Source organism: Paenibacillus wenxiniae (assembly GCF_039822605.1).
Lineage (GTDB): Bacteria > Bacillota > Bacilli > Paenibacillales > Paenibacillaceae > Saccharibacillus > Saccharibacillus wenxiniae.
Genome location: NZ_JBCGUH010000004.1, coordinates 233,845 through 251,131 on the forward strand (window position 1 = coordinate 233,845; position 17,287 = coordinate 251,131).

11 protein-coding genes and 1 riboswitch are annotated in these 17,287 nt (G+C 40.7%); of the genes, 6 read left to right on the forward strand and 5 right to left on the reverse strand.

Annotated elements, in window-relative coordinates:
• Positions 1 to 3: 3 nt before the first annotated feature.
• From alsS to queC, 5 genes are all read right to left on the reverse strand, one after another.
• The gene (gene alsS / locus AAHF22_RS09765; RefSeq protein WP_347324998.1) at positions 4 to 1,710 is read right to left on the reverse strand and encodes an acetolactate synthase AlsS; all 1,707 of its coding nucleotides are present in this window, start codon (positions 1,708 to 1,710) and stop codon (positions 4 to 6) included.
• A 1,645-nt stretch (positions 1,711 to 3,355) separates the two neighbouring features.
• Positions 3,356 to 3,853, reverse strand: coding sequence for a preQ(1) synthase (queF, locus tag AAHF22_RS09770; protein WP_347324811.1), 498 nt, complete (start codon positions 3,851 to 3,853; stop codon positions 3,356 to 3,358).
• Between the two features lie 32 nt (positions 3,854 to 3,885).
• On the reverse strand, positions 3,886 to 4,623 hold the full coding sequence (queE, locus tag AAHF22_RS09775) for a 7-carboxy-7-deazaguanine synthase QueE (RefSeq protein ID WP_371834049.1): 738 nt from the start codon (positions 4,621 to 4,623) through the stop codon (positions 3,886 to 3,888).
• 362 nt (positions 4,624 to 4,985) lie between these two features.
• Entirely contained in the window at positions 4,986 to 5,474 is a 489-nt protein-coding gene (queD, locus tag AAHF22_RS09780; protein ID WP_347324812.1) for a 6-carboxytetrahydropterin synthase QueD, read from the reverse strand.
• Complete coding sequence (queC, locus tag AAHF22_RS09785) at positions 5,471 to 6,199, reverse strand: 7-cyano-7-deazaguanine synthase QueC (RefSeq protein WP_347324813.1); 729 nt, start codon at positions 6,197 to 6,199, stop codon at positions 5,471 to 5,473. Before queC ends, queD begins: the two co-directional genes overlap by 4 nt.
• A 317-nt stretch (positions 6,200 to 6,516) precedes the next feature.
• Positions 6,517 to 6,560: riboswitch (PreQ1 riboswitch) on the reverse strand.
• 355 nt (positions 6,561 to 6,915) lie between these two features.
• On the opposite strand from queC, the gene AAHF22_RS09790 reads away from it, so the two are divergent.
• From AAHF22_RS09790 to AAHF22_RS09815, 6 genes are all read left to right on the forward strand, one after another.
• Positions 6,916 to 12,351 carry a S8 family serine peptidase gene (locus AAHF22_RS09790; protein ID WP_347324814.1) on the forward strand — a complete coding sequence of 1,812 codons (5,436 nt, stop codon included), beginning with the start codon at positions 6,916 to 6,918 and terminating at the stop codon, positions 12,349 to 12,351.
• Positions 12,352 to 12,362: 11 nt separating this feature from the next.
• Positions 12,363 to 12,656, forward strand: a complete 294-nt coding sequence (locus tag AAHF22_RS09795; protein ID WP_347324815.1) for a hypothetical protein — start codon at positions 12,363 to 12,365, stop codon at positions 12,654 to 12,656.
• Positions 12,657 to 12,789: 133 nt separating this feature from the next.
• A complete protein-coding gene (locus AAHF22_RS09800; protein ID WP_347324816.1) occupies positions 12,790 to 12,999 on the forward strand; it encodes a hypothetical protein in 210 nt (69 codons plus the stop codon).
• Positions 13,000 to 13,309: 310 nt separating this feature from the next.
• Positions 13,310 to 14,020 carry a polymorphic toxin-type HINT domain-containing protein gene (locus AAHF22_RS09805; RefSeq protein ID WP_347325000.1) on the forward strand — a complete coding sequence of 237 codons (711 nt, stop codon included), beginning with the start codon at positions 13,310 to 13,312 and terminating at the stop codon, positions 14,018 to 14,020.
• Positions 14,021 to 14,131: 111 nt separating this feature from the next.
• Complete coding sequence (locus AAHF22_RS09810) at positions 14,132 to 14,461, forward strand: hypothetical protein (protein ID WP_347324817.1); 330 nt, start codon at positions 14,132 to 14,134, stop codon at positions 14,459 to 14,461.
• A gap of 115 nt (positions 14,462 to 14,576) precedes the next feature.
• On the forward strand, positions 14,577 to 17,287 hold a 2,711-nt coding region (locus tag AAHF22_RS09815), incomplete at its 3' end, for an OmpL47-type beta-barrel domain-containing protein (RefSeq protein ID WP_347324818.1).

A 17,287-nucleotide genomic window follows, 5' to 3' on the forward strand; every position in this document is an offset into this window, starting at 1 on the left:
CGCTTAGTTCGTTGTACCTGGCAGTAGTTTTTGTCCGAGCTTAATATTATCTTTGTAGTCGATTGGCATATCGATCACGACCGGGCCTTGTTGCTGTAGTGCTTCACGCAGCACGGATTCCAATTCGCCTGGCTCGTGTACACGCATGCCTTTGGCTCCAAAGCTTTCGGCATATTTCACAATATCCACATTGCCAAAATGAACACCAGATGTGCGTCCATATTTCATTTCCTGCTGGAATGCAACCATATCGTATGTTCCATCATTCCAGACGATATGCACCATCGGCGTTTGCAGACGTACCGCAGTTTCCAGTTCCATCGAAGAGAACAGGAAGCCGCCATCACCGGAAATGGAAACGACTTTTTCATGTGGATTCACGAGTCCGGCGGAGATTGCCCACGGTAGCGCTACGCCGAGCGTTTGCATACCATTACTGAATAACAGACGACGCGGCTCATACGAGCGGAAATACCGTGCCATCCAAATATAGTGAGAACCGACATCACAGGTAACCGTTACATCATCACCGATCAGTTTACGCAGCGTTTGGATGAAGAACAGTGGATGTACCCGGTTATCGCCGGATGAAGTATAGCTAAGATCATCCTGATTGAGTCGATTTTGCAGGGGAGACAAAATTGCTTGCGCTTCGCTACCTAGACGCAGACCGTGCAGTTTTGGTGTCAATTCGTTTACGTTCATCGCGATATTACCGATCAGTTCGAGCTGTGGCTGGTAATCCTGATCGATATCCGCTTTACGATTGTCCAGATGGTAGACACGACGTTGACCGTCTTTATTCCATTGGAACGGATCATATTCAATGGGATCATAACCGATCGTCAGGACGAGATCGGCTTGTTGCAGCAGCAAGTCGCCTGGCTGATTACTGAACAGACCGACACGTCCGTAAAAGTGATCGACCAGCTCACGCGAGATCGCCCCCGCAGCCTGGAATGTTTCTACGACGGGCAGATCGGTATGGCGAATGAGTTCACGTACCGCCTCCGTCACTTCAGGCGCACTGGCTTTCATACCGAGCAGCAGGACGGGAAGTTTCGCATGACGAATTTGCTGGCATACTTCATCAATAAGTGCAGCAGGTGCCGTGCCGAGTTGCGGCATCGGTGAAGATTGAAAATGAAATGGCTTCGCTTCACTCAGCAGCACATCGGTAGGCAGACTGACAAACGCTGCACCTGGCTGCGAAGCGGAAGCTTCACGAAAGGCATTGGTGATCGCCTCGGCTACATTGTCCGGGTGACCGACTTCAACGCTATATTTAGTAACCGGAGCAAACAGTCCGGCATTATCCATCGATTGGTGGGTACGTTTTAAACTGGCACTGCGCGGCACCGCACCAGCGAGTGCAACAACTGGATCACTTTCCGAATTGGCGGTAACGAGTCCAGTGACAAGATTGGATGCACCTGGACCAGAAGTGACCAGACATACGCCCGGCTTGCCGGTTAGTCGTCCAACCGCTGCCGCCATAAATGCCGCATTTTGCTCATGACGACATACGATCAACTGCGGCCCACGCTCTTGCAGCACATCAAACACCGGATCGATTTTAGCACCCGGAATCCCAAATACATATTCGACACCCTGTGCGATCAACGTATCAACAACCATATCCGCACCGGTCGTTTGTTGCTGCACCGCTGGCGCAGCAGCAGCGATATTCGCTTGATGCTCATTGGGCATTTGTAAATTGCCTGTAGCAGCCGTTTTAGTAGTAGCTGCCTCAGCAGTAGAAACGGATGTAGCAGCAGTAGCAGATACGGATGTCGCATTCACGTTCGCAGATGCTCCAGCCATATCGGATGGCGATTTTGCCTGCTCCATAGAAACCTCATGTTTGTTCACACTTGCTGTCTTTGTACTCAACCTCTCCATCTCCTCTTTCATTTGTCTTTTCCTGCTATTAGGAATGATCCTATCCGAAAATTCTTTTTCTGTATTTACATGTAAATATGGAAAAGAGTACATTTCTATTTTATTCCCATAAAAAGTAAAATCAACACTTAAAATTTAAAGTATTAACTGGAAGCGATAACAAAAAGAGGATAAGGCTAAAATAGATATCATATGTTCAAAATTTAATATTAATCTTGAATAAATGATGTTATTTGAACGTTTTTGAATAGATATGATCGATTTTGGCGGATAAGTGGAAGTTGGAACTTTTTTAAAATAGAATAAGAAGGAAAAGAGAGGACGATAATTTCCAGTTTGAAAATGAAGTATAAATACAAAATATGTAATTTTAAAGTGGATAATTAGAGTAATATGAATATTGAAAAGGTGAGAGAAAAGGATAAAATTTTTATAAGAAAAGTGCCAAAAAGATATTGTTTTTACATTCAAAATTACTAAATTATAATGCAGCTCACTATACCCGATTAAATTACGATAAGCTATGACGAATGTATTACGACGTTGCTAATACGCGATGAAAAGTATCATTTTTCACCCAGGTTTGGATTGTTGCCTGTGAGGTTAGATTCCTATCCGAAGGATTGATTTTTTTGCATAATCAGGCTTGATTTTTAGAAGAAAGTTTAAATTGTTGTACACAGGCTTACATTGTTGTCTGTAGCCTGTAGAGTGGAATTTTAGATATAGTTTGGGGATGTTAAATGTAGTCTTATATTGTTGAATGTAGATGTAGATATGAATTTTGATTTAGATTTAGATATTCATGCCGCAGTGACAATAAGCACAGAACGGAGGGAAGGAAATAAAGGGAAAAGATGACTTACAGTGTTAGCGATTTCCTAACACGGGGTTCAATGAAAAAGGATTTTTGCAAAGTAAAATATCATACCTCTTTAGTGTTAGCGACTTCCTAACACGGGGTTCAATGAAAAAGGATTTTTGCAAAGTAAAATATCATACCTCTTTAGTGTTAGCGACTTCCTAACACGGGGTTCAATGAAAAAGGATTTTTGCAAAGTAAAATATCATACCTCTTTAGTGTTAGCGACTTCCTAACACGGGGTTCAATGAAAAAAGATTTTTGCAAAGCAAAATATCATACCTCTTTAGTGTTAGCGATTTCCTAACACGAGGTTCAATGAAAAAAGATTTTTGCAAAGCAAAATATCATACCTCTTTTGAGCATGGGAATCTACAATCGACTCCTACTCCGTAGATTTCTGTGCGAGCCGGGAGCCTGTCCACTTATTCCTTCCCGAAGTGGTGCCCACTTATCCCAACTAAACCATGCAAACGAGCAAAAAGGGCAAAACAAAAACCACCACTCTTGCACTCAAGAGCAGTGGTTCTTATCATCGATCTCATCGATTCACACAACATAATCACAAGCCAAAGTCAAAACCCACAACCATCAACGATTATCTACCGTCTCCGGGTACATATCATGATTCATCATCCGATGCTCTGCCATTTGCTCATACTTCGTGCCTGGCTTACCGTAGTTCGTATACGGATCAATCGAAATTCCCCCACGCGGTGTAAATTTACCCCATACTTCAATGTAACGTGGCTCCATTAGCTTCACCAGATCGTTCAAAATAATATTCATGCAATCCTCGTGGAAATCACCATGATTGCGGAAACTGAACAGATACAGCTTGAGCGATTTGCTTTCGACCATTTTCACATCGGGAATATAACTAATGTAGATCGTCGCAAAGTCCGGTTGGCCTGTAATTGGGCACAGACTTGTGAACTCTGGACAATTGAATTTTACAAAATAATCGCGGTATGGATGCTTGTTATCAAAGCTTTCCAGCACACCCGGATCATATGCAAATGTATACGTTGTTCCCTGATTGCCAAGCAGTGTCAGGTCTTTCATCTCATCTTGTTGTCTTCCTGTCATCGTTAAAAGCTCCTTTGTATGTGTATCGTTATCTATACTCCGCGCTTGTTCCCCCATACGAGCGTATGCAGCTGCGGCAAAATGCGCGCATCATTGAACGAACGACGCTCCATCGCCTGATCGATCAGCCATTCATAGCGACGTAGCAGTGATGCCGCGATATCATCTTCCTCACGCAGTACGTCTGGATTCCCGGTTTGCATATAGAATGGAATGCCAGGATAACGCAGATGCACCTGTTCCGCATAATCGAGATCCGCTTCATCAAAAATAACAACCTTAAGACTAACCTGCTGATGGAGCGCCTGTAGATCGCCATTTTCCTCATCATCGTCAGCAAACATAATCTGCTGCATCATCGATTCGACCGGACTGCGGCTCAGACGACGAATCATTTCATCCAGCATAGCAAAGTCGGTGTTCATGCCTGAGCTAGGCGGCTTCGGAGAAATGGTCACATCGTCGATCCCGAGCAGCCAGTCCTGCCAGCGTGAACCTTGCGTTTCGACCGCGGTACGAATACCGTTGGCACGTAGCAGGCGAACCAGCTCACCGATGGAGCTGAGCAATGCTGGATTGCCACCGGAGATCGTTACATGGCTAAACCGATCGCCACCGATCGCTTGCAGTTCTTCCCACACCTGCTGAGCACTCAGCTTGCGAATCTGGTCTTTTGCACTGCCATCCCACGTAAATGCAGAATCGCACCAGCTACAACGGTAGTCACAGCCAGCCGTGCGCACAAACATCGTCTTTTGCCCGATTACCATACCTTCACCCTGTACGGTCGGTCCGAAAATTTCCAGTACCGGAATTGAAGTGGCAGCGGACGGCTGAGCTGGACGAGAAGAGGCAGTAGCTGTAATAGAGAGCTGTTTACGTTCAGTCGAAGCATCGACAGCATGACCGTTCTCGTTGATCCCATTAGTGGCTGAATACGTACCTACATCCGTAGATCGATCATGAACGAGTTCACCCGTTGTAATTTCAGCCATAGAGTGAGATTCAGCATCAATAGTAGAAACACGATCATCAAGCGAAGTAGTACGATTGGCTACATCGTGCTCTTTCTCCAAAACCGAGTGTTCTGTAGAAGCTTTAGTAACAGCACATGTTTCTTCCCAAACTTTGCTCATTCGTACATCCACTCCCGTCTTGCTTCAGCATAGCTGGTCGGTGTCTCATACAGTTGCACAAACTCGGTGCGTCCGCCTTCGACTTGCCCGGCATAAGGCTCGCTTTGCAGTGCAAGCTCCATTTGCTCGAACAGCCATACGACCATATTTTCCGCCGTTGTATTCATCGGTGGCAATGTTTCGTTCAAGTATCGGTGATCCAGATAAGGCTCAATGCGCTCTTTCCAGATCGTTTTGATATCGCCAAAATCAACGACAATCCCATTGGCGGACGGAATACCGCTAATACCAAAAATGACTTTATACGTATGTCCATGCAGATTCATACATTTGCCTTCATAAGCGTGCAAATGATGCGCTGCATCGAACGTAAATTGTTTGTTCACTAGCACGCGTTTGCGATGATAGCGCAGCTGCTCATGCGTAATGTCTGTCCCATATTGCTGCAACTTTTCCACAATGCGAAATGGTCCAGGCTGATTCATCGTGCAGACCCTCCCGTTGCGGGCACATCCGATTCGTCCAGCTCAATCGACGCACGTTGGAATGAAGTAGCCGCAGCACGCTCTTGCAAGTATTTGTCCAGACCTGCTTTACGTAGCTTGCAAGCCGGACATTCGCCACAGCCGTCACCAATTATGCCGTTGTAGCAGGTTAGGGTGCGTTCACGAATATATTGGAATGCACCTAGCTCATCCGCCATTTTCCACGTTTCCGCTTTGTCAATCCACATCAGTGGTGTATGAATGACAAACTTATGATCCATCGACAGATTCAATGTCACATTCAGCGATTTGACGAAAATGTCACGGCAATCTGGATAGCCGCTAAAGTCTGTTTCACACACGCCAGTAATGATATGACGCGCGCCTTTTTGTTTAGCAAGAATGGAAGCGAAGCTCAGGAACAACAGATTGCGTCCATCGACAAATGTACTTGGCAGCTCGCCTTCCTCATGGGTGATTTCAATATCCGAGCGAGTAAGCGCATTTGGCGCTAACTGATTCAGCAAACTCATATCCAAAATCGTATGCTGCATGCCTTGCTCCGCAGCGATCTGCTTTGCCACTTCGATTTCTGCATGATGACGCTGACCATAGTTAAACGTCACCAGTTCCACCTCAGCGAACTTCTTTTTCGCCCAGAACAGACAAGTCGTACTATCCTGGCCACCACTAAATACAACAACTGCTTTTTCATTTTTAAGCATAAAAAAATCTCTCCATTTCCTTAAAAGGGTATCGGTGAGCATAGCAAGGAAGAAGACTCTGTATCGAGCCACCATTTGCGATTGTTGATCTGTACGGATAACTTGCATTAGCGATCAACAATCCCTGCTATGATGCGGCGAATCGCCTGTACCATAACAGCTATCTTCCATTAACTATCTCTGTCGTCCTTCGGGAAGCGAGAGATTCATGAACATGGTCTATAGGCATTTCAAACATGTAAAACAGAAATGCAAAAACAGACCTTGCCCGCACACTGAAAAAATGCCCAAGCATTTCCTCCAGCCTACAGTCCAAGGCGGTTTTAGTTTTTTATAGAGGGAGTTCGCGAACCTCTCCCGCGTTGTTTCTATATTAGAATAGAAGCTAATAGAAGCAACGACGGACTTTCTTCTGTTCAGGATGCGGCTTTGAAAAACCGCTTAACCAGTATAGCATATTTGCGTGAAGATGGAAGGTGAAAGTCGGAAAAGAGACTGTGGAATAATAATTCCATATTTTATATGTATTTATATAAATATAAAAAATATGACACTATAAATATATAAATTTTTATGAAAATAAAGCATGATTCAATTGGATAAAAATACAGAAAAGCAAGTATTTAACTAGGAATAGAAAATGGTTTTAAAGTATGATCATGTAGAAAAATATATAGAAATACTTATTTTACAATTGAAGGGGACAAAGAGAAAAAATGAAAAGAATACTAGGTTTATTATTTTCTTTACTGCTGTTGCTTCAAACAATAGACCCAAGCGCCTATGCAGCAGCAGAAGAAGTGACGAGTACGATCGCAGAGGATTCGTCGACTTCAACAAATACTATCATAGATTCCAAAACAGATAGGAAAGATACTAATGATTCACAGCAATCAGCATCTAATATAGACAATACTACCGTAAATCAAGATGCCTACATGGAATTACCTTTTCCTGTATTACCACCAGAAGAGGAGCAGAAGTACATAGTTCGACTCAATGAGTCTAATAAGCAGAATTTTAGCAAGCAATCAACACCGACTGAGCTTGAAGATGCAGTGAAACTTCCGCTCGTAGATCTCTATGCAGCTGAATTAACACCAAGTGACGTAAATGATCTGATTCGTGAAGGAACTGTAGAGTCGGTTGAACTTGATCAACCTATTGAGCTTGCAGCAAGCAAAGTTGAAGAAAAAGATTTGCAAAATCAAGCACAAAGTATTCCGTGGGGACTGTATTCCATTGGCGCTAATCTTGTAAAGAAAATAAGTAAAGGTAAACAAGTAAAGGTTGCTGTATTGGATACAGGTATATCCAGTCATTCCGATTTGAACATCAAGGGCGGTATTTCTTTTGTAGATGGAGAATCGGATTATAGTGATCGTCAGGGACACGGTACACATATGGCAGGAACGATTTCTGCTGTAGACGATACGTACGGTATTATTGGTGTAGCACCAGATGTTGATCTGTATGCAGTTAAAGTTATTAATGCTGAGGGAAAAGGCTACACCAGCTCGGTTATCCAGGCTATTGATTGGGCGATCGATCAGCATATTAATATCATCAATATCAGTTTTACCAGTGTTGAATATAGCGAAGCACTAGAAAAAGCTATTCAAACGGCACGCGAAAAAGGAATTTTAATATTTGCTGCCGCTGGAAACTCAGGCAATGGTAGCGATAATGTAAGATATCCTGCAAAATATCCAGGAGTAATTGGTGTGGGTGCCGTAAACACAGCACATATGCGCGCTACTTTCTCTGCAACAGGCGAGGGCGTAGACCTGGTTGCTCCAGGTACCAATGTATTAAGCACGTTAAACCATAACAAGTATGGTGTATTATCAGGAACTTCGTCTGCTACAGCATTTGCTTCTGGAGCAGCAGCCTTATTATGGGAGCACCACCCTGATTGGACTGCTGATCAAGTAGTAGAACAGCTATACCAGACAGCTACATCTCTAGGAGAATCTAGACAATACGGTAAGGGACTAATTAACGTTGCCAAAGCGCTAGGGATTGTTGATGGTTCGATAGCGCCATTAACAGATGGTGAAGATCCTTCTCTAATTACAATGCCTATTGAAGAAGTCGTTGCACCACCTAAAGAAGGCGAGCTTGAGCTTGCAGCGTATGCTCATACCGGCAACGGGCAAACAATTACGGCTGGACAAGCAGCTACAGTTTCACTTAAGCTGCAAGGTGGTTCAAATGGCGAAAATGTCCATCCTCGTATAACAATTACAGTCGCTCCAAAAGATGATCCATCCAATGTGTTGACACAATATACTAAAGTCGTTCAGGATCCTGACTTGGATGTGGATATTCCATTTACATGGCAGACTAGGTCTGATACAGCTCCTGGTACATATATAATTAAATATGCTTATCGTGCATTTGCAGATGGAAAATATGATGATAAATTTACAATCAACGTTTTGCCAGCTTCTGGAGGCGTACAAGATACGTATGAACCGAACAATACTTTCTTTACTGCAAAAGTAGTGCAAGAGGGAGAAAGTTATGTTTCATATATCCCTACAGAAGATGATGTGGACTATTACAAATTTACAGCAACAGCAACACGCCAAGCTACTATCCAGTTGCATTCTTCGCGCTCAGCAGCATATACGATTACCGCATATAGCGGTTCGCAAAATACAATAACTTCCACTCAAGCAACCAGTGGAAATAGTGGAGACATTAAACTCTCTGTAGAATCAGGTGAAACGTATTATCTGAAAATTGTAGGTACTGACGGATATTTTGGAGCAGATGCTTATACATTGTCCATTGATGGGTATGGAGCTGCGCCACTTGCATCGCCAACCAATCTGATTACAGTACCAGGCTATACAACTATCAAATTGACCTGGGATATGATGCCTGAGGCTACATCATACATTGTTCAGGTGAATGGCAGTACCGTCGCTACAACTGAGGATAATGTATTTAAAGTACAAGGGTTAAATTCATTGACGCCCTATACTCTTGGAGTGGCGGCCGTTTATCCAACAGGAAACAGTAAATTTGCAACTACAAAAGATACGACACTGATCTCTGAATTAATTATTAATGTTCCTCAAGATAGTAAGCTGGCAGCAGGTGCAGAACAGTTGTTCATGTTCAAGCCGGCAACAACGGGAATTTATCACTTTTATACCGGCGCTTATTTAAACCGTGGCGGTCAAAGTTTTACAGATCTTAAAATTTTCGAGGATTCTGCTCAAAGCAAATTAGTAGCCGAAGGCCAAGATGCTACAGGCACTTCTTTTTCAGAAATAAAAACACCTCTAATAGGCGGAAAAGTCTATTATGTGCGCTTATCCGGTTTCGACCATTTACCGATGGAAGCAAGAATTACAGCTAAGGTAATTAGTTCAGATATCCCTTATATCGCTCTTAATGATCCAAAGGATATCGATGAAAGTAAAAATAACAGTACCGTCTATATTTTTGTTCCAGGTGCTACAGCAAGCTATAAGCTGTTAACTAGCTATTATGGTGGTCAATCGGGTGCAGCTAATAATACGCATTTGCAAGTATATAGTGATGCGTCATTAAAACAACTTGTTGCTAAAGGTGAAGCAGATGACAGTAGCACAACAGGATTCTCGAAATTAGATTTGAGCCTTGATCGTGGCGTGCCATACTATGTCAAAGTTTCTGCATACGATAAAGTATATGCACGTTTGCTAGTAACAACAGGGCCAGTGAATTATGCTGCACTACAATCCCGTCAACTTCAAGACGTATCCGTCAAGGCTGATCAGGAAGCCTACTTCTCATTTACACCGGTACAAACAGGAAAGTATAGATTTTTCACAACTTCTCCTGGTGGTACATCCAGAAGCGTAGATCCTTCGATTCGTCTGTATAATGATTCTATATTAACGGATTTGTTTGGTTTAAATGATGATGTGGAAGGCAAAGGTAAGTATTATGGTAGCTTGAATTCTAAATTAGAAACAGAGCTACAAGCAGGGAAAACCTACTATCTGGCTGTAGCAAATGAAGCAGCAGGCAAACCGATGAACATCAACGTTCAGGTAGAAGATGCTTTTCAATCGGATAAAAATACCGCTCAAAGATTGGATTGGGATGATCTATATTCTCAAGATGCATGGGGACAGCCATTTCATACCAGCTCGTTATACGATGTCGATTTTTATCGCGTTAGTTTAAGTTCAAAAAAACAAATAAATATTAATATTTTTGGTGGAATGGGCGACATTGAAACCAAAAGTGGAAGAATTTACGGATATTTCAATACGAATGGCGATAGTGTCTTTGAAGTTCCAGCAGGTGAATATTATCTGAGAGTTGATAATACCCTTGCTGGTGCGCCTAGAAATAACTCGGTAACCAACTTTGTAGCTTATGATTATGATCTGTCCATGTATATTAATGAGTTCTCTATAGCGGATATTGATGAAAACGATCCTAATATCGAGGAAGGATTCATTACTGCACGTGAAGATCAAGAGGGTGATGATAGTCTATTTGATCTTACTCCTTACAAAGATGGTACACGAAGAAAAGCAAAGGTATTCACATTCAAAAATCCTAAGAGCAAGCAGTACGATACGATTGCATACGAAATATATCCTGTTCAATTCTCAGGTGATATGTATCGTAACTATATTTTGTATCAGCAAAAGTCTAAAAATAATGCCAATAAAGAGAAGGTGCCTCTTTATTGGGATGGAAGTGTACAAGCGCATCTGAGAGAATATTTAGCCTGGGTATATAATGGACGTTCTTATGCTAAAAATGGAATCTATGAGGTTTACATTTATCCTTTAATAGAAGGACGATACTCCAAGCATAAACAAATGAAGACCATAAAGATTAGTAATTCGGTTGCCTTTGGTACAGGCTCGGGCAGGCATTATGCAGCGCCTCCAGCGACATTAGATGGAACATCGAATAGTGTACTGGTAACTGCGGGTCTGGCAGATAGCTGTTCTGCGTGTAAGGCATATTTTAATAAATATGTGTTAACAGTAGCAGATTATAAGGTTGAATATTATCACGATAATTACATGAAGTGGTTCAAAGAGAACTATGGTAGAACGAGCTTAGAAAGCTTTTTTGATGGGATGGATAAAGTAATTGTTCCGAATCCAGATGCTACGTTATCAGAAGAGGTTCATGCGATATTGAGTGCAGGAGAAGTCATCCCGATCATCTCTGTTGTAGCGGGTGGCGGAAATAGCATTCTGTATCTTTCCGAAGGGGAGTATACAGAAGCAAGCTTAAGCGCGGCAGGAATGATTCCTTTTGTAGGAACGATTAAAGTATCATATCGTGCAGTCAAAGTTACTGGCGAAGTTTATACAGCAACGAAAGAACTCAAAATGATTGGTCTTGCCAAAGCAGAAGAAGTTGCTAAGTATGCGAAAAAGACGTGTAACTGCTTTGTAGCGGGTACACAGATACAAATAGAAAATGGAGAAAAGCCAATTGAAGCTATTCAGATTGGTGATCGGGTCCTATCCAAAAATGCAGAAACCGGGCAATTGGATTACAAGGCGGTAACTGCGTTGTATCGTAATGAAAAAGATACGACATACAAACTGCATGTAGGACAACAAATTGTTGAAACGACAGATAATCATCCGTTCTGGGTGGAAGGCAAAGGCTGGATCACTGCGATTGATCTGAAAGTTGGAGATCAGTTAAAGCAGAGTAACGGAAATATACTGGCAATAGAGCAGATCGAAATTGTGCATCATGAGCACAAAGTGAAGGTGTATAACTTTACGGTTGCGGATGATCATACGTATTTTGTGAGTGATTTGGGGATTTGGGTTCATAATATTGATTGTGCTTTTGTTGATAATCAACTTTTCGAGACATCAATAATATCTTCATCGGGTATCAAAATTGAATCAGCTGCAACTGTGAAAATTGAAGGTACGACACTTATATTAAAAGACATTCTTATTTATCCTGTTGGATATTCTGGGAATGAGGCGAAAAACCTCGTTGGAACAAAAGAACTGAAAAAATGGAGTATACATGTTGCGAAGATGGCTAAGGAACAGGGATTTGAAAAAATGGAAATAAAAGGGTTTAGAGCAGAGAATTCATCATCAGCCAATCCAGGTAAAATTATTGATATAACAATAAATTTAAAAAGATAAGGAGAATTGATATGTTTTCCAAATATGAAATAGAAGAAATTGAAGATTCCAAGAATTTTTTTGCCAGTGAAGATGTACAGATAAATGGAGTTAAAATAAATTGCTTCGATACTTTTTATCACTTAGTTCACGATAAAACATATATCGATCACTTTACAGTCCAAGAAATAGAATCACTTGAAGAACAATTGGGATTATATCAAGATTTTATACTAAGTTTGAATGGAACATTTAACGAAAAAGATAAACAATTATATTTTAAATTAGAACAGATTTTGAAAAATCAAAAAAGCAAATTGTTGTAAGATGCACAGTAGCAAACATTTATTCGTAAACTAATTATCAATTAGATCAGAGCATAGTATATTCTATGCTCTAATAAACCCAAATAAGGCACTAACACATAGAAAAAAATCATTTATACAAAGGGGTATTACTTTGAGAAAAACGATCATATGGAGCCTTGTGCTCCTTCTCTTCTTTGTTCAAATCCCTATGTTGTCTACATCAGTAGCAGCAGAACAATACGTTCCAGCTTCCGGAGTTAAAATTGACGGTATTCGCGGTACCAATGGGATTTATTACGGAAAAACCTATATTAGTTTTGATAGTGGAATTGAATACAGTATGGATCAAGGTCACACTTGAAAAACGTATAGTAATCAAGAAAAGCTTGATCTCAACAAAGGCTATAACATTTGGTATCGTTCGCTAGGGTCTTCAACATATAGCGAAATCCATGTAGTCGTCAAAGAAGATTCCAAATCGCCAATGACTACATCTTCCTTGCTAAACGGAACAGATGGTCATACTAAGGATAAGCTGCAAATTCAATTATCTGCTGTTAACAATGAATCAGGGGGAAGCAAAACAGAATAAAAGACAATATCGTGCAGAAGAAGTTGCTAAGTATGCGAAAAAGACGTGTAACTGCTTTGTAGCGGGTACATAGATACAAATAGAAAATGGAGAAAAGCCAATTGAAGCTATTCAGATTGGTGATCGGGTCCTATCCAAAAATGCAGAAACCGGGCAATTGGATTACAAGGCGGTAACTGCGTTGTATCGTAATGAAAAAGATACGACATACAAACTGCATGTAGGACAACAAATTGTTGAAACGACAGATAATCATCCGTTCTGGGTGGAAGGCAAAGGCTGGATCACTGCGATTGATCTGAAAGTTGGAGATCAGTTAAAGCAGAGTAACGGAAATATACTGGCAATAGAGCAGATCGAAATTGTGCATCATGAGCACAAAGTGAAGGTGTATAACTTTACGGTTGCGGATGATCATACGTATTTTGTGAGTGATTTGGGGATTTGGGTTCATAATATTGAAGAGTGTACTAGATTATCGAAACACGCTACAAATCCATTAGCTGAGCAAATATTGACGCTTGATGATAAATTGTACGGCTTATGGAATAAAGGTAGTCACATTACTATAGGAGATTCATTGATTGAACATTTTGAAAAACATGGTTCTGAAGTCGGAGCTAAAGACATTGCACAATATATTAGAAAGGCCGAGGGCTTTGCTCAAAATCTAAGAAGGGCAGACAAGAAAGAAGTAGAAGGATACGTAAAAGGTGTAATTAGATACAGAAAAAATGATAAGTATATTGATATTGCCCCTGATGGCACCTTCGTATCTTTTGGAAAATAATAATTAAGGTGTAGGAAAAATAGAAGGTATGATTAGATTCAAAAAGGGTAGCAATTACATCAATGTTGCTCTAAACAACAAAATTATATTTCGAGAAATAGGTGATACTGATTGGAAAATTGGAAAAGTATTAAAATTGATAATGTGATAAAAATAGAAAAGGTTGTTGCAGAATTTAATGTGTGGGCGACACAAAGTTTACCATTTCCAAAATTTAAAATAAAGATTAGAGAAATGAGTATAGGAGGATATTCCGGTTCAACTAATGTTGCTGTAAAAAGTATCTTGGATGATGAACCAGACTGGATTTCAGGTTTTGGTGATTCAATCTCTGAATGCTTAGAAGATACTATTAATTCTTTTTTCTCAACTTTAGAAGGAATGGAAATGGATAAGTTATCAGAAGATGAATTTGTGTGGTCAGATGTACATGATTTTTGATTCTGAAAATTATTGTAGAAAGACCTGATTCCAAAACAAACAAACGGAGACCGTATTAGATACAATATATGATTTCTCGATTAATAATTAAATCGAGTTTAAAAGGGGTATTTCTTTGAAAAAATATATCATATGGAGCCTGGTGCTCCTTCTCTTTTGTGTTCAAGTTCCTGTGTTTTCTACATCGGTAGCAGCGGAACAATACGTTCCCGCTGCCGGCGTTAAAATTGATGGTATTCGCGGTACCAATGGGATTTATTATGGGAAAACCTATATTAGTTTTGATAGTGGAATTGAATACAGTATGGATCAAGGTCGCACTTGGAAAACGTATAGTAAGCAAGAGAATCTTGATCTGAACAAAGGCTATAATATTTGGTATCGTTCGTTAGGCGCTTCCGCATATAGCGAAATCAATGTAGTCGTAAAAGAAGATTCCAAACCGCCAATGACTACATCTTCATTGCTAAACGGAACAGATGGTTATACTAAGGATAAATTGCAAATTCAATTATCTGCTATTGACAATGAATCAGGGGTAAGTAGAACGGAATACAGTACAGATCAAGGACAAACCTGGCTTACTTATTCGGGACCTGTGACAGTATCGGATGAATCACAAGAAATATTTTCCTATCGCTCTATTGATAAACGTGGCAATGTTGAAAAAACACGTAAGCTTAAGACGCTTATCGACCAAACTCCACCCGATGTACCAGGTATCAAAATCGATCCTATGGAATGGACGAAGAATAACGTTACAGTATCCGTTATGGATGGTGTCGACCAAAATAGTGGTACAGCGCGTTCAGAATACAAGATCGGCGATGAGGGTACATGGATTACCTATGTGAATCCATTTGTTATTTCCAAAGAGAATCAATTGGTATATGCACGATCTATCGATAATGCTGGAAATATCAGTGCTGTCATAGAAACCTATATTCCTATTGATCGTACAGCTCCTCAAGCTCCACTTGTTCAAATGAGTGAGAGGTGGGAATGGCTCTCCGTTGACGTTTCAATTGACATGAGTAAGGATTTGGAAGAACTGAATAATATTCAATACGAATACAAAATCGGCACTGATGGGCAATGGCAACCATTCATCCAGGAATTTGAAATTGATACTCCTGGAGAAACTCCCATTTCGTTCCGCTCATTTGACGAAGCAGGCAATTACAGTCCTGTCGTAAACAAAACCGCCCGCTTTGATAACATTCCACCTACAGAACCTACCAATTTCAAAATATCCAATCTACGCTACAATCGCTTCGATCTCTCCTGGTCAGGCGCTACCGATAACATCGGAATCAAGGGCTATGACATTTACACAGACGATGATCAGTTTATAACAACGGTAGCAGATGCTACATACCGATTTACTGGCCTTCAAGCTAATACCACCTATACATTCAAAGTTGTAACGTATGATAATGCATATAATGAGTCCGGTTTTAGTAAAACCGTTGAGGTCACTACGCACAGTCGACCCGATTTTCAAGTTGGTGATTCCAATACGATGGTAGCTTTGCGTGGAGAAGGAACGGTTTGGACATGGGGTACGGGCCGAGAGGGTGCACTGGGCGATGGTACGAAGGAAAGCCGAGATACACCTAAGCCAATCCCTAATTTTAAAAACGTAAAGTCTATTTTTAACGGCAACAATGTAACATTGGCACAAAAAGTAGATGGAAGTGTATGGGGATGGGGCGGTTATCCGATCAATAGCCCTATACCAATAGAAATCAAAGAATTCAATAAAGCGAAGCAAATCTATATTAAAAATCATACTATTTTTGTTGTTCAAAATGATGGCGTATTATGGGCCTGGGGAAAAGGTACATTGTACGGTTCGTATAATTCAGAATTAGACAAGCCAATCAATTTGAATGTATACAATGTGAAAGATGTGGATATACAAAATGAACACATTCTAGTTTTAACGAATGCAGGTGAATTGTTTGTATGGGGATCGCCTTCTTCGGATAGGCTAGGTGATCCTAAACCAAAGAACACGTATTCTCCTTTTACGATTAAACTTTCTAATTTCAGAGTTTCAAAGATTGCCGCCGGTAGGTCGTTTGATTTGGCCTTACATGATAATGGAACAATGATCGCCTGGGGGTATGATGGACAAGGTCAATTAGGAAATAACCGTAATAACAATTTTACACAACCTTCACCATATCTGACGTTTCCTAATGGAGTTGGAGTTCAAAGACTATCTGGTGCGGGAGAAGCCGGAACGTATCGGCTAATCGATAACATTAGAGATATCTCTATTGGTGAAAATCATGCATTAGCTATAGATAACAAAAATGAATTATGGGGATGGGGATCCAATAAAGCCGGTCTTCTTATGTACGATGCTAAATACAAAGAAGAAAACGGAATTATATATGACGCTGAGAAACTAAATGTCAGCAATGTTAAAGAAATCGTAAAACATGTACCTTATCAATCGGATTCATATTTCACTTTAATTATTACAACGGATAATAAGTTAATAGGTTGGGGCAATAATCAAAATGTCGTTTTAGGTATACGTTCTACTCCTAAAATACCGCCTGTTTTAATCTCTGAAAATATAGACAAGGTATCTTCACGTTATGGAGAAGTTGTTTATACCAAAGAAGACGAGACATTCTGGATGTTAGGAAATAGTTTTTGGAATGGCAAAGAATATTCTTCTTATGCCACTTCAGTTCAAGTTAATTTTAATAACGAATCTATACCTCCTGGACAGGAGACTTCAATTCCCACAACAGATGAAATTCCGGAGCAACCGTCCAATCTCATAGTAAAAGAGAAAGGTCCAACTAC

Bases quoted from the DNA above. Each gene is read 5' to 3' on its own strand.
- alsS (WP_347324998.1), bottom strand. From the start codon at position 1,710: ATGCCCAATGAGCATCAAGCGAATATCGCTGCTGCTGCGCCAGCGGTG.
- queF (WP_347324811.1), bottom strand. From the start codon at position 3,853: ATGACAGGAAGACAACAAGATGAGATGAAAGACCTGACACTGCTTGGC.
- queE (WP_371834049.1), bottom strand. From the start codon at position 4,623: ATGGTAATCGGGCAAAAGACGATGTTTGTGCGCACGGCTGGCTGTGAC.
- queD (WP_347324812.1), bottom strand. From the start codon at position 5,474: ATGAATCAGCCTGGACCATTTCGCATTGTGGAAAAGTTGCAGCAATAT.
- queC (WP_347324813.1), bottom strand. From the start codon at position 6,199: ATGCTTAAAAATGAAAAAGCAGTTGTTGTATTTAGTGGTGGCCAGGAT.
- AAHF22_RS09790 (WP_347324814.1), top strand. From the start codon at position 6,916: ATGAAAAGAATACTAGGTTTATTATTTTCTTTACTGCTGTTGCTTCAA.
- AAHF22_RS09795 (WP_347324815.1), top strand. From the start codon at position 12,363: ATGTTTTCCAAATATGAAATAGAAGAAATTGAAGATTCCAAGAATTTT.